Annotated in this window: 18 protein-coding genes; 8 read left to right on the forward strand and 10 right to left on the reverse strand. The window is 43.4% G+C overall.

Annotated elements, in window-relative coordinates; genetic code table 11:
• Positions 1-201: 201 nt before the first annotated feature.
• Positions 202-510, reverse strand: a complete 309-nt coding sequence (locus tag B9A32_RS15465; RefSeq protein ID WP_084070518.1) for a hypothetical protein — start codon at positions 508-510, stop codon at positions 202-204.
• Between the two features lie 220 nt (positions 511-730).
• Here B9A32_RS15465 and B9A32_RS15470 point away from each other — a divergent pair, with 220 nt between their 5' ends.
• From B9A32_RS15470 to B9A32_RS15485, 4 genes are all read left to right on the forward strand, one after another.
• Positions 731-2,704, forward strand: a complete 1,974-nt coding sequence (locus tag B9A32_RS15470) for an elongation factor G (RefSeq protein WP_084070521.1) — start codon at positions 731-733, stop codon at positions 2,702-2,704.
• 528 nt (positions 2,705-3,232) lie between these two features.
• A complete protein-coding gene (locus B9A32_RS15475) occupies positions 3,233-3,595 on the forward strand; it encodes a GtrA family protein (protein ID WP_084070523.1) in 363 nt (120 codons plus the stop codon).
• A 9-nt stretch (positions 3,596-3,604) separates the two neighbouring features.
• Complete coding sequence (locus tag B9A32_RS15480) at positions 3,605-4,636, forward strand: glycosyltransferase family 2 protein (RefSeq protein ID WP_084070526.1); 1,032 nt, start codon at positions 3,605-3,607, stop codon at positions 4,634-4,636.
• A gap of 71 nt (positions 4,637-4,707) precedes the next feature.
• Positions 4,708-6,072: an ArnT family glycosyltransferase gene (locus B9A32_RS15485; RefSeq protein WP_269749033.1), complete on the forward strand. Its 1,365-nt coding sequence runs from the start codon at positions 4,708-4,710 to the stop codon at positions 6,070-6,072.
• Between the two features lie 74 nt (positions 6,073-6,146).
• Here B9A32_RS15485 and B9A32_RS15490 read toward each other — a convergent pair whose 3' ends face one another.
• The 6 genes from B9A32_RS15490 to B9A32_RS22565 all read right to left on the reverse strand — a co-directional run bounded on the left by B9A32_RS15490 (position 6,147) and on the right by B9A32_RS22565 (position 11,401).
• A complete protein-coding gene (locus B9A32_RS15490; protein ID WP_084070532.1) occupies positions 6,147-7,937 on the reverse strand; it encodes an SLC13 family permease in 1,791 nt (596 codons plus the stop codon).
• Positions 7,925-9,325, reverse strand: a complete 1,401-nt coding sequence (locus B9A32_RS15495) for a HAMP domain-containing sensor histidine kinase (protein ID WP_084070535.1) — start codon at positions 9,323-9,325, stop codon at positions 7,925-7,927. Before B9A32_RS15495 ends, B9A32_RS15490 begins: the two co-directional genes overlap by 13 nt.
• A gap of 5 nt (positions 9,326-9,330) precedes the next feature.
• On the reverse strand, positions 9,331-10,002 hold the full coding sequence (locus B9A32_RS15500; RefSeq protein WP_084070538.1) for a response regulator transcription factor: 672 nt from the start codon (positions 10,000-10,002) through the stop codon (positions 9,331-9,333).
• A 653-nt stretch (positions 10,003-10,655) separates the two neighbouring features.
• Positions 10,656-10,901, reverse strand: coding sequence for a TVP38/TMEM64 family protein (locus B9A32_RS21860; protein WP_212637966.1), 246 nt, complete (start codon positions 10,899-10,901; stop codon positions 10,656-10,658).
• 163 nt (positions 10,902-11,064) lie between these two features.
• Positions 11,065-11,220, reverse strand: coding sequence for a glycosyltransferase (locus B9A32_RS15510; RefSeq protein ID WP_170923861.1), 156 nt, complete (start codon positions 11,218-11,220; stop codon positions 11,065-11,067).
• Positions 11,162-11,401, reverse strand: a complete 240-nt coding sequence (locus B9A32_RS22565) for a glycosyltransferase (protein WP_084070547.1) — start codon at positions 11,399-11,401, stop codon at positions 11,162-11,164. The genes B9A32_RS15510 and B9A32_RS22565 overlap by 59 nt, the downstream gene beginning before the upstream one ends.
• A gap of 415 nt (positions 11,402-11,816) precedes the next feature.
• Between B9A32_RS22565 and B9A32_RS15520 the strand changes: the two genes are divergently transcribed.
• Positions 11,817-12,953, forward strand: a complete 1,137-nt coding sequence (locus B9A32_RS15520; protein ID WP_084070549.1) for a hypothetical protein — start codon at positions 11,817-11,819, stop codon at positions 12,951-12,953.
• Positions 12,954-13,080: 127 nt separating this feature from the next.
• Here the strand turns inward: B9A32_RS15520 and B9A32_RS15525 are convergent, their stop codons facing one another.
• A complete protein-coding gene (locus tag B9A32_RS15525) occupies positions 13,081-14,289 on the reverse strand; it encodes an RtcB family protein (RefSeq protein WP_084070552.1) in 1,209 nt (402 codons plus the stop codon).
• A gap of 408 nt (positions 14,290-14,697) precedes the next feature.
• On the opposite strand from B9A32_RS15525, the gene thpR reads away from it, so the two are divergent.
• Positions 14,698-15,291: an RNA 2',3'-cyclic phosphodiesterase gene (gene thpR / locus B9A32_RS15530; protein ID WP_170923862.1), complete on the forward strand. Its 594-nt coding sequence runs from the start codon at positions 14,698-14,700 to the stop codon at positions 15,289-15,291.
• 36 nt (positions 15,292-15,327) lie between these two features.
• Here thpR and B9A32_RS15535 read toward each other — a convergent pair whose 3' ends face one another.
• Complete coding sequence (locus B9A32_RS15535) at positions 15,328-15,876, reverse strand: rhodanese-like domain-containing protein (protein ID WP_084070557.1); 549 nt, start codon at positions 15,874-15,876, stop codon at positions 15,328-15,330.
• 634 nt (positions 15,877-16,510) lie between these two features.
• Between B9A32_RS15535 and B9A32_RS15540 the strand changes: the two genes are divergently transcribed.
• A complete protein-coding gene (locus B9A32_RS15540) occupies positions 16,511-16,999 on the forward strand; it encodes an MFS transporter permease (protein ID WP_084070558.1) in 489 nt (162 codons plus the stop codon).
• Between the two features lie 4 nt (positions 17,000-17,003).
• On the forward strand, positions 17,004-18,104 hold the full coding sequence (mutY, locus tag B9A32_RS15545) for an A/G-specific adenine glycosylase (protein ID WP_232367190.1): 1,101 nt from the start codon (positions 17,004-17,006) through the stop codon (positions 18,102-18,104).
• Positions 18,105-18,326: 222 nt separating this feature from the next.
• Here the strand turns inward: mutY and B9A32_RS15550 are convergent, their stop codons facing one another.
• Complete coding sequence (locus tag B9A32_RS15550) at positions 18,327-21,206, reverse strand: hybrid sensor histidine kinase/response regulator (RefSeq protein ID WP_212637967.1); 2,880 nt, start codon at positions 21,204-21,206, stop codon at positions 18,327-18,329.
• Between the last annotated feature and the right edge of the window lie 9 nt (positions 21,207-21,215).

The following is a 21,215-nucleotide window of genomic DNA, read 5'->3' on the forward strand; positions in this document are numbered from 1 at the left end:
GTTATCGGTAAAATTTTACAATAAAATGGCTGGTTTTATGACCAAGCCCAAAATTGACATCTTAGGAAACCCATCGGGGGATGGCTGAATATTGACCTACTGCAAGGTCAAATCTTAATTTTAGGATTGTCAATTCTCAAAGATATCGTGGTGTAATACTCTTTGAATTTTATCATCCCAAATCTTAGCCTTGACCATGCACTACAAACTATTTAACACCTGAATTGTTAAAATATTGTTGATGGGCACATTATAGTTTCCTATCTGTTGGGAAAAGAAAAAATATCTCTTTATGCATACATCCTTCAATATCAAATGGGTTCCCATGTCAGATAAATCAACAACATAAGCAGTGGTAATTTTTTTGGTTTTCAATCTTTTTTCTTTTCCTCTTAGTATAAGCCTGATCTCTTTATCCCGCAGTTTAAGATAATCCCCTACTTTTTTTAACTTTAATATGCCGTCCATTTGAAATTGTACATTGCTTCTGTTATTTCTGTTTTTGCTCATGGTTGTCCAATACCATTTGGCTCCGCGTCTACGACCCTATATTTGTTGTGTCCGTGAGGGCATGACCATTATATATAATGATTAAAAATTTAAGCGTTTAAATATACAGTAACTTTCACCGGAGCGCAAATTGTCCTTGGTAATAGTGGCATCATGAACCGCCATATTCTGTTTTTAATGCAGGGCATCATCCCGGTACAGGAGGCAAAATAGTTCGATAATGAATAATAAAATACTTAATATCGGCATTGTGGCCCATGTGGACGCAGGCAAAACCACCTTGACTGAACAGCTGCTTTTTCAGTCCGGTGCCATCAAAAAACCGGGCAGTGTGGATAAAGGATCCACCATCACAGACAACCTGGACCTGGAAAAACAAAGGGGCATCACCATACAAAACAGCTGTGTCAGCTTTCATTGGAAAAATACAAAAATCAATCTCATTGATACCCCGGGGCACATTGATTTTTCTGCTGAAGTGGATCGGGCCATGTCTGTTCTGGACGGGGTTGTTTTATTGCTTTCTGCCGTGGACGGGGTCCAGGCCCATAGTTTAAATCTGTGGGAAAATATTAAAGAGCTGGGGATTCCTGTATTGATATTTATCAATAAAATTGACCGGGCCGGTGCCAATGGCGAACAGGTGTTTGCGGATCTTCAAAAAGAGTTTAATATAAAGGCCTTTTGTTTAAATATTCCTGAAAACGGTTGTGCTGTTCAATCTTGTTTCCATTGCGATGTGGATATACCTTTAATGGATCAAAGTTATGAAAATCTTGCAGATCTGGATGACGCAGTATTGGAAAACTATCTGGAAGGAACGCTTTCAACTTACCCCAGCCTGGATGAAACAATCCAGGAGATGATTCTTTCCAGGGCCATTATTCCTGTCCATTTTGGTATTGCCAAGGAGGGGACAGGTATACCTGAATTGGCAGATTCCATTTGCAGACTTACATCAAAAAATGGGGTAATCAATGATGATGCAACCCCCAGCGCCCGTATTTTTAAACTGGAGCATCATGCCAGATTCGGTAAGCTTGCCCATATCCGGGTCTGTTCCGGAACTATGCAATCAAAGACCGGCTTGTACTGTGAACGATTGAAAAGAGATATAAAAATAAATCAACTGCTGCAAAACAGTACGGGGAAACTTGAGGTGGTCAACACATTGTCATGCAATGACATTGGTATTGTTGCCATTTCCGAGGCTGTTATTGCCGGTGATGCATTGGGTAGAGGCATAAAAAAAGAACCCCATGATTCCATTGCCCAGAGTGTGCTCAGCGTTATGGTGGAAGCGTGTGATGATAAAGATTACCAGGAGCTGGCCAGGGCCTTACATATTCTGAACATTGAAGACCCGGATCTTGATTTTAGCTGGGATAAAAAAGAAAAGGAGTTCTTTTTAAAGATATTGGGTCCCATGCAGATTGAAATATTACATCACATGTTAAAAGAAAGATTTAATATTGAGGTGGATATCAAACCGCCCAGGGTGATGTATAAAGAAACCGTTGTTGAAAAGGCCCGGGCCATTGTTCGCTATACCATGCCAAAGCCGTGTTGGGCCGTTATGACCTTTGAGGTGTCACCCGGAAAATTAAATTCCGGGGTGGTGTTTGAGTCTCTGGTGGGGGTGGATGATATCAGTCAAAAATATCAAAATGAAGTGGAAAGAGCCATTCCCTGGGCCCTGGAGCAGGGGATAAAAGGATGGCCTGTCACAGACATTGGGATACGTCTGATTGCCGGGGAAGAACATACAGTGCACTCAAATCCCGGGGATTTTCTGCTGGCCACCCCCATGGGCATCATGAATGCCCTTAAAAATGCCGGAACCCGATTGTTGGAGCCTTTTTATGTTTTTGATATAAAAGCGCCCCGGGATTTGTTGGGCGCCATAATCAACGATTTAAATACTATGAAAGCCGATGTGGGCCTACCCCGGTTTGACGGCCATTTCTTTTTTTTAAAAGGAACGGTGCCCGTGGCTGAGGCCATGGATTACAGCATTAAATTCAATGCCTGCTGTTCGGGCAAAGGACGACTGAAATTAAAGATCGGTGGCTACCGGCCCTGTGAAACCACTGGAGAGAAGATCAGAGAATTTAAAGGCATCAACCCCCTGGATACATCCCAATGGATACTTCATAACAGGGGGGCCTTAAAATCAAATGACAGGATAAGATAGGACATCTCGGTGTTGGATCAATCCCCAAACGGCCGACGCTATGACCAAGCCCCATTCAAAGGAGGCAAACTATGGATATATATATTATTATAGGCGGGTCCAGAGGGCTTGAGGGGGATGGGTGTCCGGGAAACTTATGGTTTGGCAGATTTTAACTGCCTGGGACCGGCGTGAACGCTTTGATGTGGTTGGGCCGATGTTAAAATAAGATCCATCTGTGGCAGTTATATTTTAAAGGACGAATACTGAAAGAAACACTAAAACTGTACTTTAAAAAAAGATTTCCATTGCTTTGGCTTTGGAGATCTTTTTTTTGAGTGAGATAACGATTCTTCATAACTTCTTCATAGTCGTGGTGGTACATTTATCCACGATGTGTTGAATGAGCCTATGTAGCATACGCTATTCATGTGAAACAACGTTGGAACATTCAGACCACTTCAGGTTCGACAACGGATTTACTCTTCTGGGGTAGCGTTGGGAAGTGGGAGAGCAACCGGTTAATAAAACGGCGGGAGAGTATCTGTAATGTTGACTCGGATCGGAAAATTTGTAGCTGGCGGGGGGATGGGGACATTGTGCCATTATGTCATGCTTTGGATCATGGTTAAACACCATTTCAATCCGGTAGCTTCTTCTGGATGCGGTCTGATTGCAGGTGCTACGGTGGTATATATTATAAATTATTATTTCACATTTTCCAGTTCAAAAAAACATTTTGATGCAATGAAGCGATTTTTACCCATGGTAGTCCTTGGCTTTTGCGTCAACGGATTGATTCTGGGCCTTGCTCTGGAATGCTTTGCCCTGCCGTTGCCATTATCCCAGGTGATGGCCACGGCAGGCCAGTTTTTGTGTGGCTTTACCATCAGCTTATTGTGGGTGTTTTAAGGAGAAGATATGCCCAAAAAATATGCCAAGGGAATTATTCCTTTAACTCCTGGCTTCCAGGACCAAGTGTTGACAATCATTGTTCCGGTTTATAATGAGGCCCAGGTAATTGCTTCTTTCCATGAGCGTCTTGAGACAGCCCTGGATAACACTCCTGTCCGCCGGACAGAAATTATTTACATCAACGACGGCAGCAAGGACAGTTCCATGTCCATCTTAACACGGATTGTCGGGAATAACGTCAATGTGGAACTGATTGAGTTCAGCAGGAATTTTGGTAAAGAAGCGGCCATGAGCGCCGGTCTAAATCTTGCCAATGGTGACGCCGTTATCATCATTGATGCTGATCTCCAGGACCCCCCGGAATTGATACCGGAGATGGTCAGACAATGGTTCCAGGGATACGATGTTGTGAATATGCGAAGAAGTTCAAGGGCGGGAGAGACATTTTTCAAAAAAAAGACAGCCCGGATATTTTACTGGCTCATCGCCTTATTGGGTCCGGTCAAAATGCCTGAGGACGTGGGGGATTTTCGCCTGCTGAGTCGTCGGGCAGTGGATGCCTTGAAACAGCTGCCTGAACGAAATAGGTTCATGAAGGGGCTGTTTGCCTGGGTCGGTTTCTCCGTAACAGAGATATCCTATCGACGGGACCCGAGATTTGCAGGTAATACCAAATGGAATTATCTTGGATTGTTTAACTTGGCGGTCGAAGGCATCACTTCTTATACCGTGACGCCCCTGCGTTTTTCAAGCTATCTGGGCCTGATGGTTTCTGTGGGGGTATTCGGATATGGACTTTTCACTTTTTTGAAAACACTTTTATACGGAGATCCTGTCCAGGGATTTCCAACTTTGATGCTTTTTATTTTGTTTCTTGGCGGAATGCAGTTGCTTGCCATCGGGATTGTCGGCGAATATATTGGCAGAATTTTCATGGAAACCAAAAATCGGCCTTTATATATTATCAAAAATCATATTGATGGGACTGCCACCTCTTTTTCCTCAGCAAATAATATCCCAAAGAGGAGTCTCCTGTGAATTTTCGAAATAAACTGTCCCCTCACACTTATCTGTGGGCAATTCTCATCTTTTTGATGTTGAGTCGACTCATGTTTATTGGTGCATACCCCCTTGCGGATACCACTGAAGCTCGATATGGAGAAATGGGCAGACTGATGCTTGAAACCGGAGACTGGATTACTCCCCAATTTGAAAAGGGAATTCCATTCTGGGGCAAACCGCCACTTTCATTTTGGCTGACGGCAGCCAGTTTTAAACTTTTGGGGATACATGAATTTAGTGCACGTTTACCTTCTTTTCTCCTGGGTATTGCAGTTGTTGCAATGGTCTTTAATCTGGGCAAATATCGGTTAGATCAAAAAAATGCGTTGATCGCCTGTGTGATAATGACGTCCAGTATCATATTCTGGATCAGCAGTGGTGCCGTGATGACCGATCATTGTCTGCTGGCGGGCACCACTTTGAGTATGGTTGGATTTTGGCGATGTATAACGGCAGCCAAAAATACTGGCCGGATATGGGGGATACTTTTTTTTATGGGGCTTTCCATCGGGCTTATGGCTAAAGGGCCTGTGGCTGTCGTCCTTATTTTTTTTCCCGTCCTGTCCTGGTGCTTAATCCCAAAAAGGATGAACTTGATTTTGAAGTTACCCTGGTTAACAGGCATGGGTCTGACACTATTACTGAGCCTGCCCTGGTATGTCGCAGCAGAGCTGAAGACACCGGGGTTTCTGGAATATTTTATTGTTGGAGAGCATTGGAACCGATTTTTGGTTTCAGGATGGAAAGGGGATCTCTACGGTTCTGCCCATGCCCAACCCAAAGGTATGATTTGGGCATTCTGGGTGGTTTGTGCCTTTCCCTGGTCTATTTTTCTGCCTTTGCTACTCATGAAAAAAAAGAATCGAAATCTTTTCACTGCCACCGTCCGTGAATCCCAAAGTTGGTTTCTCTACCTTGTTTTGTGGGCCACGACTCCCATGGTCTTTTTTACCATGGCCGGTAATATACTCTGGGCTTATGTGCTACCGGGTATACCCGCTTTTTCCCTTGTTATCGCAGGGCTTATCCATCGGCAATCCTGGGCTCAAAATATTGTGCAAAAGATTGCTTGCATCATATTGACACTATTTTTATCGGTATCCATTGTGGTGGTCACAGAAATAGGGCCGGATCTCAACAGCCAGAAAAAATTGCTGGGATATTTTAATCGTATCAGTCATGGTGAAAATCTGTATTATTTTAATTGGCGTCCTTTTTCAGCAGAATTTTACTCCAGAGCAGCTGTGGGGGAAATCATTTCGGTATTCGATATCAAGGATCTGTTTGAAGATAATCAAAAATCCTATCTGGCGGTGAAAAATAAGCATGTGATGATCATTCCCAAAGATATAATGTCAAGCTTTGATATAAAAAAGAAGATCAATGGCTATGTCCTGTTTCAAGAAAAATAAAGAACAATGGATTTCATTAATACCTTATTCATCGCCTAAAGCAATTGCCCCATTTATACTTCAAAAACGTTTTTTCAAAAAGGCCATACAAGAGGGATTAACAGAGTTGAAAGCCCTATTACCATGATATTCAATGGCATCCCAAGCTTAAGATAATCTGAAAACCGGTATCTACCGGGGCCATACACCAGCAGGTTGGTTTGATACCCGATGGGGGTGGCAAAACAGGCACTGGCACCAAAACAGATACCAATGATAAAAGGTCTGGGATCCACTCCAAGAGAGCTTGCTGTACTCACAGCAATGGGCAGCAAAAGAACGGCTGTGGCATTATTGCTCAGGATATGGGTGCACAGGCTGGAAAGGGCAATCACACCCAGAAGCACTGTGTTGGGGCCCATGCCTTGAAATAACCCCAGAAAGGCATTGGCATAAACAAGGGTTGCACCGGTTTTTTGCATGGCAATGCCAAGGGCAATGGTGCCCACAATTAAAAGTAACACCTCGGACTCCAGGGAACGATAGGCGTCTTTCAGGCTGACACAATGGGTCAGTGTCATTAGGAAAACACCTGTTAACGAGCATACAAGGATATCTGCCAATCCGGTTGAGGCGCAGAGTACCACCCCCACAAAAATGCCCGCTGCTGTTTTGGCTTTTTCTGTGTTGATCATGGTGTGATGAATATCTTCAACCACAATAAAATCATTGGAGTTTCGCATGGTGGACAGTTTTTCCCTGGGACAGCGTACCAGGATGGTGTCACCGATTTTAAGCTTGACTGTTTTTATTTTTCGATATGAATAGTGGTGGCGACGGCTTCGGATGGCAATGATTTTAATTTGTGGATCATTTTGAAGATCGGTGGATAATAGTTGTTCCCGCAGTAGTCCTGAAAGGGGGGGGACGATCAACTCAACGATAAGGTCATTTTCAAGGCCCTGGCCAAAGCCCATATCTTCTTCCCCATGGGCAAGTTCCAGTATCTGTTTGTTCAGGCAGGAGACGATATTTTCTGCAGATCCCTTTATCAGAAGTATGTCTTTTTCCTTGATGGTAATGGGACGTCGGACAGGGTCAAATATATTGCCGTTTCTAAAAATTTCAACGACACCCAGACCCAGATGTGTCTGGGCATGGTCAATGATATTTTTTTCCCCTATCAAAGGGCTGTCCGGTGATACAATGAGTTCTGCAATATATCTATTTGCCTTGGTTTCGTCCAATTCACACACTGGGGCTGTCCTGCCGGGCAATATTTGAGGGGATATGAAAAATAAAAAAAGAATACCGGTAATGGCTATGGGAATGCCCGCTTGGCTGAGTTCAAACATGGAGAGGGGCTCAAACCCAAAATTAGTTGAAAGGTCACTGATAATGATGTTGGTGGATGTGCCGATAAGGGTGCAGCTGCCTGCAAGAATGGACGCATAGGATATGGGTAACAGTAGCTTGGATGGTGAAAAATCGCATTCGCAGCTTAATCCCATGATAATGGGGATAAATAACACAACCACCGGTGTATTATTGATGAAAGCAGAGGTCACCGCCACGGTCAAGAGAACCAAAATGGTGGCACCGGTTTTATTGCCCTTTGATAAGCGTAAAATAAGCTCACTGAGAAAATCAACGCCCCCTGTACGAATGAGCCCATGACTTAAAAGAAACATGGCCCCCACCGTGATAACGGCAGGGTTGGCAAATCCGGAGATTGTTTCACCAGGGGTTAAAACCCCTGTGACTGACAGCGCCACCATAATACCCATGGCAGTCTTATCAACGGTTATTTTTTCTGTTATCAATAAAATCAGTGCGGCAGTTAAAATGGCAGAAACCAGTATTATTTGTGGGGTTAATGAGAGCATGATAGATCCCTGAAAAAAACCTTTGTTTTTATCATCTGGCCCGGTTCATTGGTTATCTCAATGGTGGCATCGTGGAGATCAACTATCTTTTTTGCTATGGCAAGCCCAAGGCCAGATCCTCCGAGATTTGTTGAGCGAGATTTCTCCACCCGGTAAAATTGTTCAAAAATAAGGAGAAGATCCTCTTTGGGGATGGGGTGGGCGGTATTGAAAATTTCCAGCACAACACCTTTGTCTATTTTTTTGCCTTTAACAATGAGACGACCCTCTTTTTTTAAATTGTATTTGATGCAGTTGTCAACAAGATTGATAAAAAGGCGGTATAGTTTTTCTGAATCTCCCTGGATAAAGAGAGGTTTTTGCAATTTTACTTCTAAACGGATGGTTTTGGATGCCAGCAGTTCGCTATAGTCATCTAAAACATGCTCTATGAGACTTGTCATATTCACGGATTTTTTTGTGACGGTCTCCTGCTGTTCCAGCCGGGAAAGATCCAGTAGCTTTTTTACCAGGTGACTCATTTTGCGTGTGGTATTAAGTTGTTTTACCAATCCTTTGTTTGTCGATGGTGGCAGATGATCATTCATGATCATCTCTTCCTGTGCCAGCATCAGGCGGGTGATGGGACTCTTTAACTCATGGGAGGCGTTGCCCACAAACTCTTTTTGTCGGTTAAAAGAGTATTGAAGCCTGTCAAACATTTTATTCAAGGAAAGAGACAGGGTATATAATTCATCTTTGTTGCGGTTCAGAGGGATGCGTTTGTGTAAGGATTTTTCACTGATGTCTTTTGTCATATGGGTGATGGAAACCATGGGGCTGAGAATTTTTCCCGCCAGTTTATAACTGATAATAATGATGAGCAATATGCATAAGGTCAGGCTGAGTACGGTTTCTTCCAATAATTCAATCAGCTCTTCTTCAAGGTCTTCAATGGGCTTTCCAATTCGAATTGAAATCCACTGACCATGGAGTTGTGCTTCTGTTACCATGACTCTGAAGAGTACCTCATCTTTTTCATCCTGATTAAGCCAGACCAGATCTCTTGGGATTTTTTTTTCCACCATGTAGGTAGTTTTATTGCCATTTGGAAGAAGTTTTGTAAATTGGGTGAGTTTCGATGTGTATAGCGTGTTTTTTTCTTTATCTGTGACTTCTATCCAATACAGGTCAGGATCGTAGGGCATATGGGAAAGATTGTACAAACCATTTTTTTGTTTGGGGTTCTTCATTAGCTTTACAAGGGAACGGGTCATGTGTTTTATCTCTTTATCAATGAACTTGAACGGTTCTTCCATCAGCTCGAAGAAAATAAAAGATGAAAAAACAATGCTTGAGAACAGGGCTGTTCCCGAAATCCACAGCGTGATTTTTTTTCGTATTTTCATGGTATTTATTCATCAATTATGAACCCAATGCCACGGACTGTCCTGATGATGGAGCTGTCCCCATGGGTTTTAATTTTTTTGCGCAGGTTTTTAATGTGTACATCAACAAAATTTGACATGGAAAAGGGATCAAAATCGTTTCCCCATACGTGTTCGGCCATATTAAATCTTGAAACCACACTTCCTTTGTTATGCAATAAAAATTCAAGAATGGAAAATTCTTTGGCGGTTAAATTCAGTGGGACGGTGTTCCAGGTAACGATGCGGCTTATGCTGTCAAGGTGAATGGCCCCGGCCTTAAGAATTGGGTCCCGCTTGCCATCCCTTCTGAGCAAAGCCCTTATTCTGGCCATTAACTCTACCATGGAAAAAGGCTTTGCCAGATAATCATCTGCACCATAATCAAGACCTTTAACCCTGTCTTCGACATCCCCTCTTGCCGTGAGCATCAGCACAGGCGTATTGAGTTCAGCCGCTCTTATTTCCTTTAAAACGCTTAACCCGTCCAGGCGGGGCAGCATAATATCCAGCAAAATAAGATCATAGGGAATCTCAAATATTTTATCCAGCGCTTTTTCTCCATCTTCGGCGGTTTCTACACCATAGTGTTTTTTTTTCAGTGACAAACTCAATTGTTCAAGCAGTTCTGAGTCATCATCGACAATTAGAATATTCATGGGGAATTTCCAATATTTAAAGTCAAGCATTACAGTGGTTTTTGGTGTGGTTGTGTAAGTTTTCAATAACTTCGGGCTGATAAAGCCTGATTACCCTTTAAGCACCGGATCCTATTCAAAAAAAATGACTGAATGCCCGGACTTATTGAGAACTTACATGATTGTTATTGCAATGGATCTTGGGGCATTACCAACAAAGCATTGCATTTATGGTCATGGGGACAGCGTGCTGATTGAAGGATCTCAGTGTCACTCAATGTCATAGATGAACCAGGCCAATTTTTTTTCCCATGTTAAAAGACGTTATTTGTCCAAAGGTATTGATATGGGGAGCCAGGAGCTTCCATTTTTTTATGGAAAAACCACCACCCCTTTTTTGCCTTTTTCATGGCTGAAATTCTGCCATTGCCTTGGATCGCACCACTGCCAAATAGACACATGATAATGGTAAGGGGGGTAAAACCTATGAGTGATCCCATAAGATAGGGTAAAAATCCAATTTTACAGTATCCACTGAAAAGACTTAGAACTGTGGAATTGCTCAAGGGAAACAGTCGGGCATACACAATCCATAAAAAAACTTTTTGTTGAAAGGAATATCGGTATCTGCCGAATTTGTTTTTCAGAAACACCCATCGTCCAGGGGAGAGAAATCATTGTCCCACAAGGGACAATGCCGCTGCTCCCAAAAGGGATGCGCCTAAGCCAACCACTGTACCAAGCCAGGGATTGAACACCGCCCCGGCCCCGGCACTGATCCATAAACGGGGGATTCCCATGCAGATAAATAGCCCTCCAGCCAAGAGGTAAAGTAGCATGGCAAGGGGCGTACCGTACTTTCTGTTCTGAATTGATCCGATAAAATCGCTGATTCTTAAAAAATAGGTGCCACCATCCATCTGTTGAACAATTAGAGGCAGTAGTAAAAAAAATGCCGATGCACAAAGGTTGTATCAGCTGTGGGGTTTCGTACTCATGCCGGAGAGGGTAGTGTTTTGTTTTAGGTGGATGACTATTCATGCAAGTGTCCTCTTACATGTCGGGTTTCCATTAAATGATATTTTAAGGCTCTTTTTTTTGTCCATCCCCGTCCAGGGTGACGATGAGCGTTCCCCTGGCCTTTGAAAAACCTGCTTCCAAGGCTGCAGACTGGCCACTGTTAGGGGGCAAATGAATGGCCCGGCAGTTGACATTGTTTTTGGCAATGACGTCTATCATAATAGGGGGTGTTATCCGAGGATCCGTCATTGACCAAGATCAATTCCCAGGAAGTGCCAAAGTGATTTGAGGCCACAGACAGGATCTCTTCGCACACCCTTTTAATCCCTTCTTCTTCGTTATAAAATGGGACAACAATGCTGATATGAATTTTGTTTGTAAGGCCATCAAAATTATTCATAGAAAGCTCCTGAATTCAATTATCATTCATTATATGCGATGATCAAGTGTTTCTTTTTTATTTTTGTGGGAATATTTTGGCATCCATCATACGACCCCAAAAGTAGTTTGTACTTCTTTGAATATTGTTGGAAAGATAGCATTCCAATTATGAAGAAATTGTGAAGATGAACAGACATTCTAATTATAACTTTTCACTGAATTTATTCATATATAAGTCATTGAAATCATATTTGTCAAAACAGGCATTTTTTTAATTGCAATGCATATGAGTCCAAAATTAGAATTGCTGGAAGATAAAAAGTGCCCTTGACTAAAATTGTTTCTCTATCTATTCTGTTTTTTTGTTGCAATATAATTGCACTGTTATGTTGTTGCTTTATGATTATAACTCCACAAAAAAACAGGACTTACTTATGGCACGAACAGGAAATTTTCTGATGTTCTTTTTTGCGTTGCTCTTGACGGCAACAATGGCCCAGGCCGACACCGTAAAGCGTTATTCCCTGGAATCGGGGATGGTTGAGTACGAAGTAACAGGCGGTGGCAATGTCATGGGAATGGTTTCAGAAACCAAGGGGCACAGCACCCTTTATTTTAAAGATTACGGTGATGTCACCTTTGAAGAGCAGGAAACCACAACCACAATGTCGGGACTGGTGAACAAGGTGGACAAGGCCCACACCATGAAGAAAATAGAGAGCACCACTGTTTACACCGTTGATTTTGAAAGAAAGATAATCAACAAAGGAACCGACCCCATTGCCGCTCAATATCTTGCTTCAGGTAAGAATATAAGCGCAGACAGTGAAAATCAACTGCAAAAAATGGGTGGCAAAAAAATAGGCACTGAAAAAGTTCTGGGCTATCCCTGTGAAGTATGGAGTATTATGGGGGGAAAACAGTGGCTTTATAAAGGTCAGGTCCCGTTACGTGTCGAAGCAGAAATAATGGGGATGAAAAGCGGTATGGTGGCTGTTAAAGCAAGTTTTAACAAATCCATTCCCCAGAGCAAATTCAAGTTACCTGATTACAAGATAGAGGTGACCCAGGATTACATGTCCCAGGGGCAGGCATTGCAGCAAGGTGAAGAGATGAACGATTTTGGTGCCATGATGGGGGATATTCAGGCCCAGCTGAATGCCAATCCTGACATGGGCGACGCAGAACAAAAGGCCATGATGATGCAGATGATAAGCAATTCAGACAGCGGGAAAAGTAAATTTCAGCAGGAAAAAGAGCAGATGCCGAAAATGCTGGAATTGATGAAAGAGATGGAAAGCTGTTTGAGCAATGCATCTTCCCAGGCAGATGCAGACCGATGTGATGCAAAGTTTACCCAGCTTGCCGGAGAGATGGGCTTAAACGATGGTGCGTCCATGGATGATGATGACGAGCCCCTTGTGTGGAATAAAAATACGAAAAAACAGGTTCTTTCTGAATTAAGGGAAGAAATTAAGAGTCTGGAGCAGATTATGCCCTGTATTGAAAGTGCACAAAATGTGATGGATATGATGAAATGTAATCAGGGCCAGATGTTTGATGGAGAGTAGTATATCGTATGTTGTGGCTGTGTAGCCATTGCATTGCCCATGCATTCTGATGCTGTTTTTATGAACGCCCCCTGTAAATCCCAATGGAAACAATCAATGTTTTTTTCCATTGGGGGCAGGGGGTTGTTTATTTTTTACCCGTCCTTTTTTTTGCATACCTGTCAGGCGGTGCCATTTTAACAAGTTTTGGATCAAATCTTCCCAGTATTTCAACAAGATCTTTTTGTTGATCCATAACAGTTTCAATGGATTTGTATGCCATGGGGATTTCGTCAATTCCCGCAGAAATAAGCGTGATGCCCCTTTGATTAAGCAGCTTTATCATATCTGATTGTTTAAATTTTTTCATGGCAGCGGTGCGGCTCATTTTTCGTCCGGCCCCATGGGCTGCGGAACACATGGCGGCTTCATTGCCAAGTCCCCTGACAATAAAAGTGGGGGATGCCATGGATCCGGGGATAATGCCGGGCACATCTTTGCCTGCCGGGGTTGCCCCTTTGCGGTGCACAATGACCTCCCGGTGCCCCAGTTGTTCTTTCCAGGCAAAGTTGTGATGATTTTCAAGGGATAAAATGGATATGGCTCCCAGGTGGTGCAATACGCCGGTATGGATAATATCATGATTGGCAGAGGCGTATCTGCCCATGAGTTCCATTGCCTGCCAGTATTCCTCTCCTTCGGAACTTTTAAGATCCAGCCAGGCAAGATTATTTAGATGCCTGGGCAGTTCCGGATGAAGTTTTTTGGCAAGGGCGCTGTAATGTTTGGCAATGGCGGCCCCGGTTCCCCGGCTGCCGCTGTGGGTTAACAATGCCAGATATATTCCTTTTTCCAGGCCAAAATCATTTTTTTCAAGCATCAGCTGCCCAAATTCGGCAAAATGGTTGCCTGACCCCGAGGTGCCAAGCTGTTTCCAGGCCTTGTCCTTTAAATTTCTCACCTGCGGGCAAAAGGACCAGTTGTCATTCATTACCCGGTGCTGCCTGGGTCTGGCAAAGCCCTGACCCACACCAAACCGGGTTTCGGTTTCCAGGGCGATTTTAAATTTTCCACGGTTTTTTTCGTATTCTTGAAACGGTAGATCAAGAACGCTCATCTTTACCCTGCAGGCAATGTCCACGCCCACGGCATAGGGGATCACCGCATTTTTAACGGCAAGCACCCCACCGATGGGAAGTCCATAGCCTTTGTGTGCGTCGGGCATCAGTGCCCCTTTGACGGATATGGGAAGGGAACAGGCATTGTCCATTTGCCGTATTGCTTCTATATCAAGATTTTCTCCCCATATTCTGTAAGGAGCGCTTTTTTGATTTTTTTTCTCTCTGTTTCTTGGCATTGTGGCCTCCTGGAAAACAGTTTATAACTGCAATTGTCCTTATTTTAATCCGGCTTTGTCCCGGATTGAATGGCAGAGAGTTTCATGTAACAGCTACGGGCAGACCGTATTTTGATCCGGTGCTGCCCACAACAAATATAGGGTCGTAGACGCGGAGCCAAATGGTATGATACCGCCGCCCCTCCGATGGGTAATGGTCCCGGACCGGAACTGTAGACAGCTCAATTGTCCGGTTCCTATTACCCATCGGAGGGGCGGCTCTGCCTTAGCTTGCCCGGAAGTTTTATTTTCTAATAAAACCGGCATGTTTTAACGAATACAACAAATCTTGAAAATTTTTCTGGATTAGCGGAATTTTCATAAAAAACAGTGTCAGCAGCCTGTTACGGAATGAATGGGAGATTTGAATTGAAAAAAACAGACAACGGGAACCTTATACGGGCATTTATTGCAATACCCATACCTGAAAATATTAGCCTTTTTCTCCATAAGGTTCAAGGTGAAATTAGACAGGAACAGGTAAAAGCCTCATGGGTCAGGGCCGCTTCCATGCATCTTACCTTGCGGTTTATGGGGGATGTTTCCAAACAAGAAATCAAAGGAATTATCCGGGCCATGGAGGAGACTGCTGCCACTTGCAGATCCTTTACTGTTTTTGCAGGAGGGGTGGGTGTTTTTCCCGGAATCAGAAAAGCCCGGGTAATCTGGTCCGGGGTCAAGGGAGAGCTTGATCAGCTTGGCTTGCTTCACACAACCCTGGAAAAAAATCTTGAGCATCAAGGATTTCCAGGTGATAAAAAGCGGTTTGCACCCCATTTTACCCTGGGGCGCTTTAAAAACAGGGTGGACAGCAAAATTTTGACAAATATTATTCAACGGTTTCAATATGTTGAATCAGATGTCTGCCCGGTGAACGCCATGGTGCTTTTTAAAAGTGAACTAAAGCCCTCGGGTGCTGTCCATACCCCTTTGTTTAAAGCTCAGTTCATGGATAAATTCTGAAAGGCCGGCATGTCTGCCCGTGGCAGTTATATGGAATTAAGGTCTGTACACCAATGCCGGATCCAACTTGTATGTCCAGGGGGCTCCTGAATTTTTCCAGCCGTTAACTGTTCTGTATCCCTTGTCGTCCTTATCACCTTCAAAACCGTCAATGATATTATAGATATTGGTAAATCCTGCTTTGGCCAGTTTATTGATGCATGCTGCGCTGCGGCCGCCGGATCTGCACATGACAAAGAGCATATCTGTTTTTTTAAACTTGGCTTCCACCCGGGCCACAAAGTTTTCATTTGCAGGCATGATGGGTTTGTTTTTATCTGTTAACCCCGGTTTCTGGAAATAAAGGGGGATATTTACTGCCATGGTCGCATGCCCCACAAAGGCATATTCACACGGTGTCCGCACATCCATGATGTGTATGGTGTCCGGGGTTTTAGAGTATTCTGCATAGGCTGTTTCTGCAGTAATGTATTTTCCCAGTGCAGTTTGCTTTTTTTTGGGGATGGAAGAATCTGCAAAGGATGAAAGAATAAAAATAAATGCCAGGCATTGAACGACCATGACCAATGTCAGTCTTTTTTTCATGGTACCTCCCTGATTTAGAAATTAAATATTAAAAGTTCACTCCACAATTCAAAAATGGGGTGGACATGCCAGCAGATTAAATGAACAAATGCTTATTATCCCTTTTGAATTTATCTGTCAACATTGAAAATCATGTAACGAAATATTGCGTAAATCCGGGGCGCATTTTAAACTTTATTGCGGGCAGAGCCGGATGGGAATACGGTCTGCCCGTGGCAGTTATATACAGGTTAGCCTCCAGGTTTACTTAAGGGGGGCAGAGTCTCCCTATGGGCCGCCCCCCTATGGGCAATAGGAACCGGACAATTGAGCTGTCTACAGTTCCGGTCCTGGCCCATTGCCCGTCGGGGCGGCATAATACCATATTGCAATATTGTTGTGTTCCACAGGACAAGCCCGTTATTTTGATTCAAATTTCATCTGCAAGACGCTTTCACATTGCAGATATGCCAAAGAGTTGATATCAATATTCGTTATGTTCGTCATGACATGCTTGTTTCATCTGAAAGACTCCATAAATCTGTGGAGAATTTCTATCTTTGTTGTGGGTATAACCGAATCAGAATAAGGTCTGCCCGTGGCAATTATATACACATTCAGTTTAAGCTTAAAAATGTTGCTGCAGGAAAATGAAATGGAATCAGAACTAAAAGAAATGATCATTCCCAAAGAAGATGCCCTTTTTTGGCTGGATAAAAACGGGGTCTGGCACGGTGAAAACGGGAAATTTGAACATCCAAAAATCATTCGGCATTTTAATGCATCCATTAAAAAGGATGATATGGGATACCATCTTTGTCAGCCCCGGGAAGGCTTCCTTGAAAAGGTGTACTTCACTTACGAAGACACCGCTCTTTTTGTCATTGATATCATAGAAGAAAAGGACGCTCAACTGACATTGCTTCTGAGTACCAGGGAACCCCTGATTCTGGAGCCCGGGCAATTGTACACCTGCAATGACAACCTTTATGTTCAAACCCCGGAACATTGCATTAAATTTTCCCAAAGGGCCCTGGTGAAAATATCAGCATTTTTAGAAGATGACGGGGAAAACCTTTGCCTTGATCTGGGGGGCGTTTTACATGAAATTCCTGAAAAAGACGTCTGCAATTCAGGCCAATAGCGTTGTGCAATGGAAACCGGCCACTGTGGCCCAGATCCAGAGCCTTCTGGTAAACTGGTATAAAAAGACCCGCCGGCAACTGCCCTGGAGGGAGACAAGAGACCCCTATGCCATCTGGGTCTCCGAGGTGATGCTCCAGCAGACCCAAGTGGCAACGGTGATTCCTTACTATGATCGTTTCATGGCACGTTTTCCCACAGTGACGGATCTGGCAGGCGCAGACCGGGAACAAGTACTGAAACTGTGGGAAGGCCTTGGGTATTATGCCAGGGCCAGAAATCTTCACAAAGCAGCCGGGGTGGTGGTGGATCAGTTTCACGGTCAGGTACCGGCTGATGAAAAATTATTTAAATCCCTTCCCGGTGTGGGCAATTATATTGCAGCGGCTGTGTTGAGCATTGCCTTTGGCCTTCCCCTGGCCGTGGTGGACGGCAATGTTAAACGCCTTTTGTCGCGCCTTTGCGCCATGGATGCGCCGGTGAATCGATCATCCTCCCATAAACAGTTCCAGGCAATGGCAGACCGCTTGTTGGATCAATCCTGCCCTGCAATTTTCAATCAGGCAATGATGGAACTGGGGGCACTGGTGTGCATCCCGGGAACCCCGGGCTGTTCGGTTTGTCCGTTATTTGATCATTGTATTGCCCGGAAAAATGGCTGCATTGCCCACCATCCCCGGCGCATCAAAAAGAAACCCATACCCACCCGTCACATTGCTGTGGGGGTGGTGAAAAAGGGGAGCACACTTTTGATCACCCGGCGAAAATCCGAGGGGTTGCTGGGGGGATTGTGGGAATTTCCCGGCGGTAAAGTGGAAAAAAATGAAACCGCCCCTGACGCCTGTATCCGGGAAATCAAGGAGGAAACCGGACTTGAGGTGACGATTGCATCCCACCTCACCCGGGTAAAACACGCGTACACCCATTTTAAAATTGAAATGGATGTGTATATGTGCCGTTACGTGGCAGGGGAGGTTCATCTTAACGGGCCGGTGGATCATTGCTGGATCACACCTTCAGAAATCAGAAAATATCCTTTTCCCGGGGCCAATCTTAAATTTATTCCCTTGTTAATAAAGCGTCTCGGTCTGTCCCACCCACATTAAAAAACTGGATATTGGATGCTATTTATTGATAGAAAAAGAAAACAGGAAATTTATCCACCAATATGATTTTTTGAGCAATATCCGGTATCCATTTTTTATATTTGTTGTGTCCGACAGGACATGATCGTTTATATGAAATACGTCACAAATAGGGGTGTGTTGCAAGCTTTGTTGTGGGCAGAACCGGATTAGAATACGGCCTGCCCGTGGCAGTTATATCAATCAAACCAGAACTTCGCGTATTTTTTCGGCAAGATTTTTCAAGATAATGGGCTTGTGCAGCATCCCTTTTATGCCCATTTTTTTTATGGTTTGTGGGGTTAGTTTATTACTGAAACCTGTGCATAAAATGATGCGTGCATCTGACTTGACAGATAGAAATTCCCGGGCCAATGCATCCCCCGGCATTTTGGGCATGTCCAGATCTGAAATAATCAGATCAAAATCACCATGAGAATGTTTAAACAGCTCAAGGGCCTCAAGGCTGCTTGTGCGGCTGACCACTCTATAGCCGAGACGTTCAAGCATCTGGGTTTCCATGCTAATGATGCTTTCATCATCATCAATAAGCAAAATACTTTCTGATCCCCCGGGTATCTGTGCCGGTGATGAGATTATCCCGGATGCCTTATCTTCCATGGATTCCAGCGGCAGATACACCTTGAACTCAGCTCCTGCACCGGGCTCTGTATTGAGTTCAATGGTACCGCCAAATTTTTTTACAATGCCATGGACCACTGATAATCCCAGGCCTGTTCCCTTTCCCTTTGATTTTGTTGTATAGAAAGGCTCAAATATCCTTTCTGCGACATTGGCGGATATGCCGTCACCGGTATCTTTTACAGATAAAAAGGCATATTGTCCGGGTGTGTTCAACGTGGGGGGCAGATTAATTTCATCAATTTCCACAGGGGTTAAAGCAATGGTCAGAGTGCCCCCTTTTGTTTCCATGGCATGGAATGCATTGGTTGCAAGGTTCATGATCATCTGATGAATCTGGGTGGGATCTGCCTTGATAAACCCACAATGGGCAGCTATGTTTTGTTTGATTTCTATGGTGGCCGGTATGGTTGCCCGCAGCATTTTTACCGCTTCTTTTAAAATCGGCTGAATTTTCATCAATTTGATATCATCATTTTGCTGCCGGGAAAAGGTAAGTATCTGCCCCACAAGATCTTTGGCTCTCAGGGCACTTGCGTGTATTGCCGTAATACTTTTATGGGTTAAATCGTCTCCGGCTAAATCGTGCAGCAGCATTTCAGAATGCCCGAGGATGGGAAACAGTATATTGTTAAAATCATGGGCAATGCCACCGGCCAGGGTGCCGATGCTTTCCATTTTCTGGGCTTGCAGGTAGTGCCTTTCAAGTTTGCGTTGTTTGGTGAAATCCCTTGTTATGGAAAGAATGAATTCTTCATTTTCAATAAAAAGAATGCTTGCAGATATCACCCCTGATATCGCCTTTCCTGATTTGGTTAGCAATTCAGCTTCAAAATTTTCAACAATGCCGTCTTTTTTTAATATGGCAGCCAGACGTTTTCTGTCTTTATTGTTTTTCCAGAGATTGAGTTCCAGGGAGGATTTTCCTATGGCTTCCTTTCTTGTGTACCCCGTTGTTTTTGAAAAACCTTCATTGATTTCCAAAAATACCCCATCTTTTAATCTACTCAAATTAATTGAATCAGGACTTGTTAAAAACGCCAGGCGAAATTTTTCTTCACTGGTATTTATCTTTTCTTCTGTTTGTTTTCTTGCAACCGTTTCCCAGGCCAGCTCTGCAAGTATTTCAATTGTTTCTGCATCCTCCCGGGTATAGTCCACAGGTTTATTGCCCATCCCCAGAATCGCCACAATTTTATTGTCCCGAAAAATGGGCACCACAACTTCCCGGATAACAGGCACATGGTTCTCCGGGTATCCTTTTTTATGTTTAAGCGCATTATAATCATTGTGAATAACTGTTTTTCTTTTTTTTGCACATTCACACCAGATACCGGCTTTATCAATGGGATAGTGGGAGCGGGGCAGTTTAATTTTACACATATTGTTCATGGTATTTGTGGACCATGCCTGGAGGGATATGGTTTTATCCTCTTCATTAAAAAAGTGATAAAATCCAATGGAACTGTGTGTAAGCGTCTCAGCTTCGTCAAGGAATTTTTGTAAAAGTGCAGTTGTTGAAAGGGTGGGGGCTTTTTTGATTAATTGGAGTTGAATGCTTTGTATTTTGTTTTTAAGTTTGATGTTTTTTTCTGTCTGTTTTTTTTCTGAGATATCATGGAAATTTCCTAAGATTCCCTTGATATCAGGATCATGAAATAAATTAATCCCTGTAAATTGAATCCATTTGAACCGGCCGTCCCTGCATTTGTATCTGAGTTCCACCCTGATGGGCTTATTAGGATGGGTCAAAAAACGCTCAAAGGTTTCCCTGGAAAATTTTAAATCATCGGGATGAATAAAGTCCCATATATGCCCGCCCTCAAGTTCTTTGGTTTTCCATCCAAAATGCCTGGTGATATTATCACTTCTGTATTGAGTGATGCCGTTTTCACCTATTATGACAATGACATCTCCAATATTGGAAAACATTTTATTATATTTGATATCACGTTTTTTGAGTTGAATTTTTGCGAATTTCTGTTTGGTGATTTCCAGGACCATTTGCATAATAACAGATATCAACAGCAAAACGATAAAGGCAATAAAGTGGACATAAAAGGACATATTACGGTGATATCCTTTTAACGTTCCGATGCGTTGGCCATCATAATAAATGTCTGTAATAATGGTTTTTTCAGGAAAAAAGCCCAGCCGGTCTAAAGTTGAACTCAGTCCTTTGGGGCGGGGGCCCTCAATGGTCAGCAAGGTGGTTTTTGCGTGGCTCAGTTCTATTTTTGAATAACTTTCCCGCTTGGCCACCAACTCCAGATAGCCCCTTGTCCCTTGATAATTGGTTTCCCAGACATCTTCTTTGACGATTTCTGCGTGTTTGGCCATTTCCCGGATGATCCATTTTTTTTGGTATTGATTATAAGAAAAAAAGAAAATGCAGAAGACAACAGACAATGACAGCAAGATGATACCGGTGGACTTTTTCATGGCCATGGC

Source organism: Desulfocicer vacuolatum DSM 3385, from assembly GCF_900176365.1.
Lineage (GTDB): Bacteria > Desulfobacterota > Desulfobacteria > Desulfobacterales > Desulfobacteraceae > Desulfocicer > Desulfocicer vacuolatum.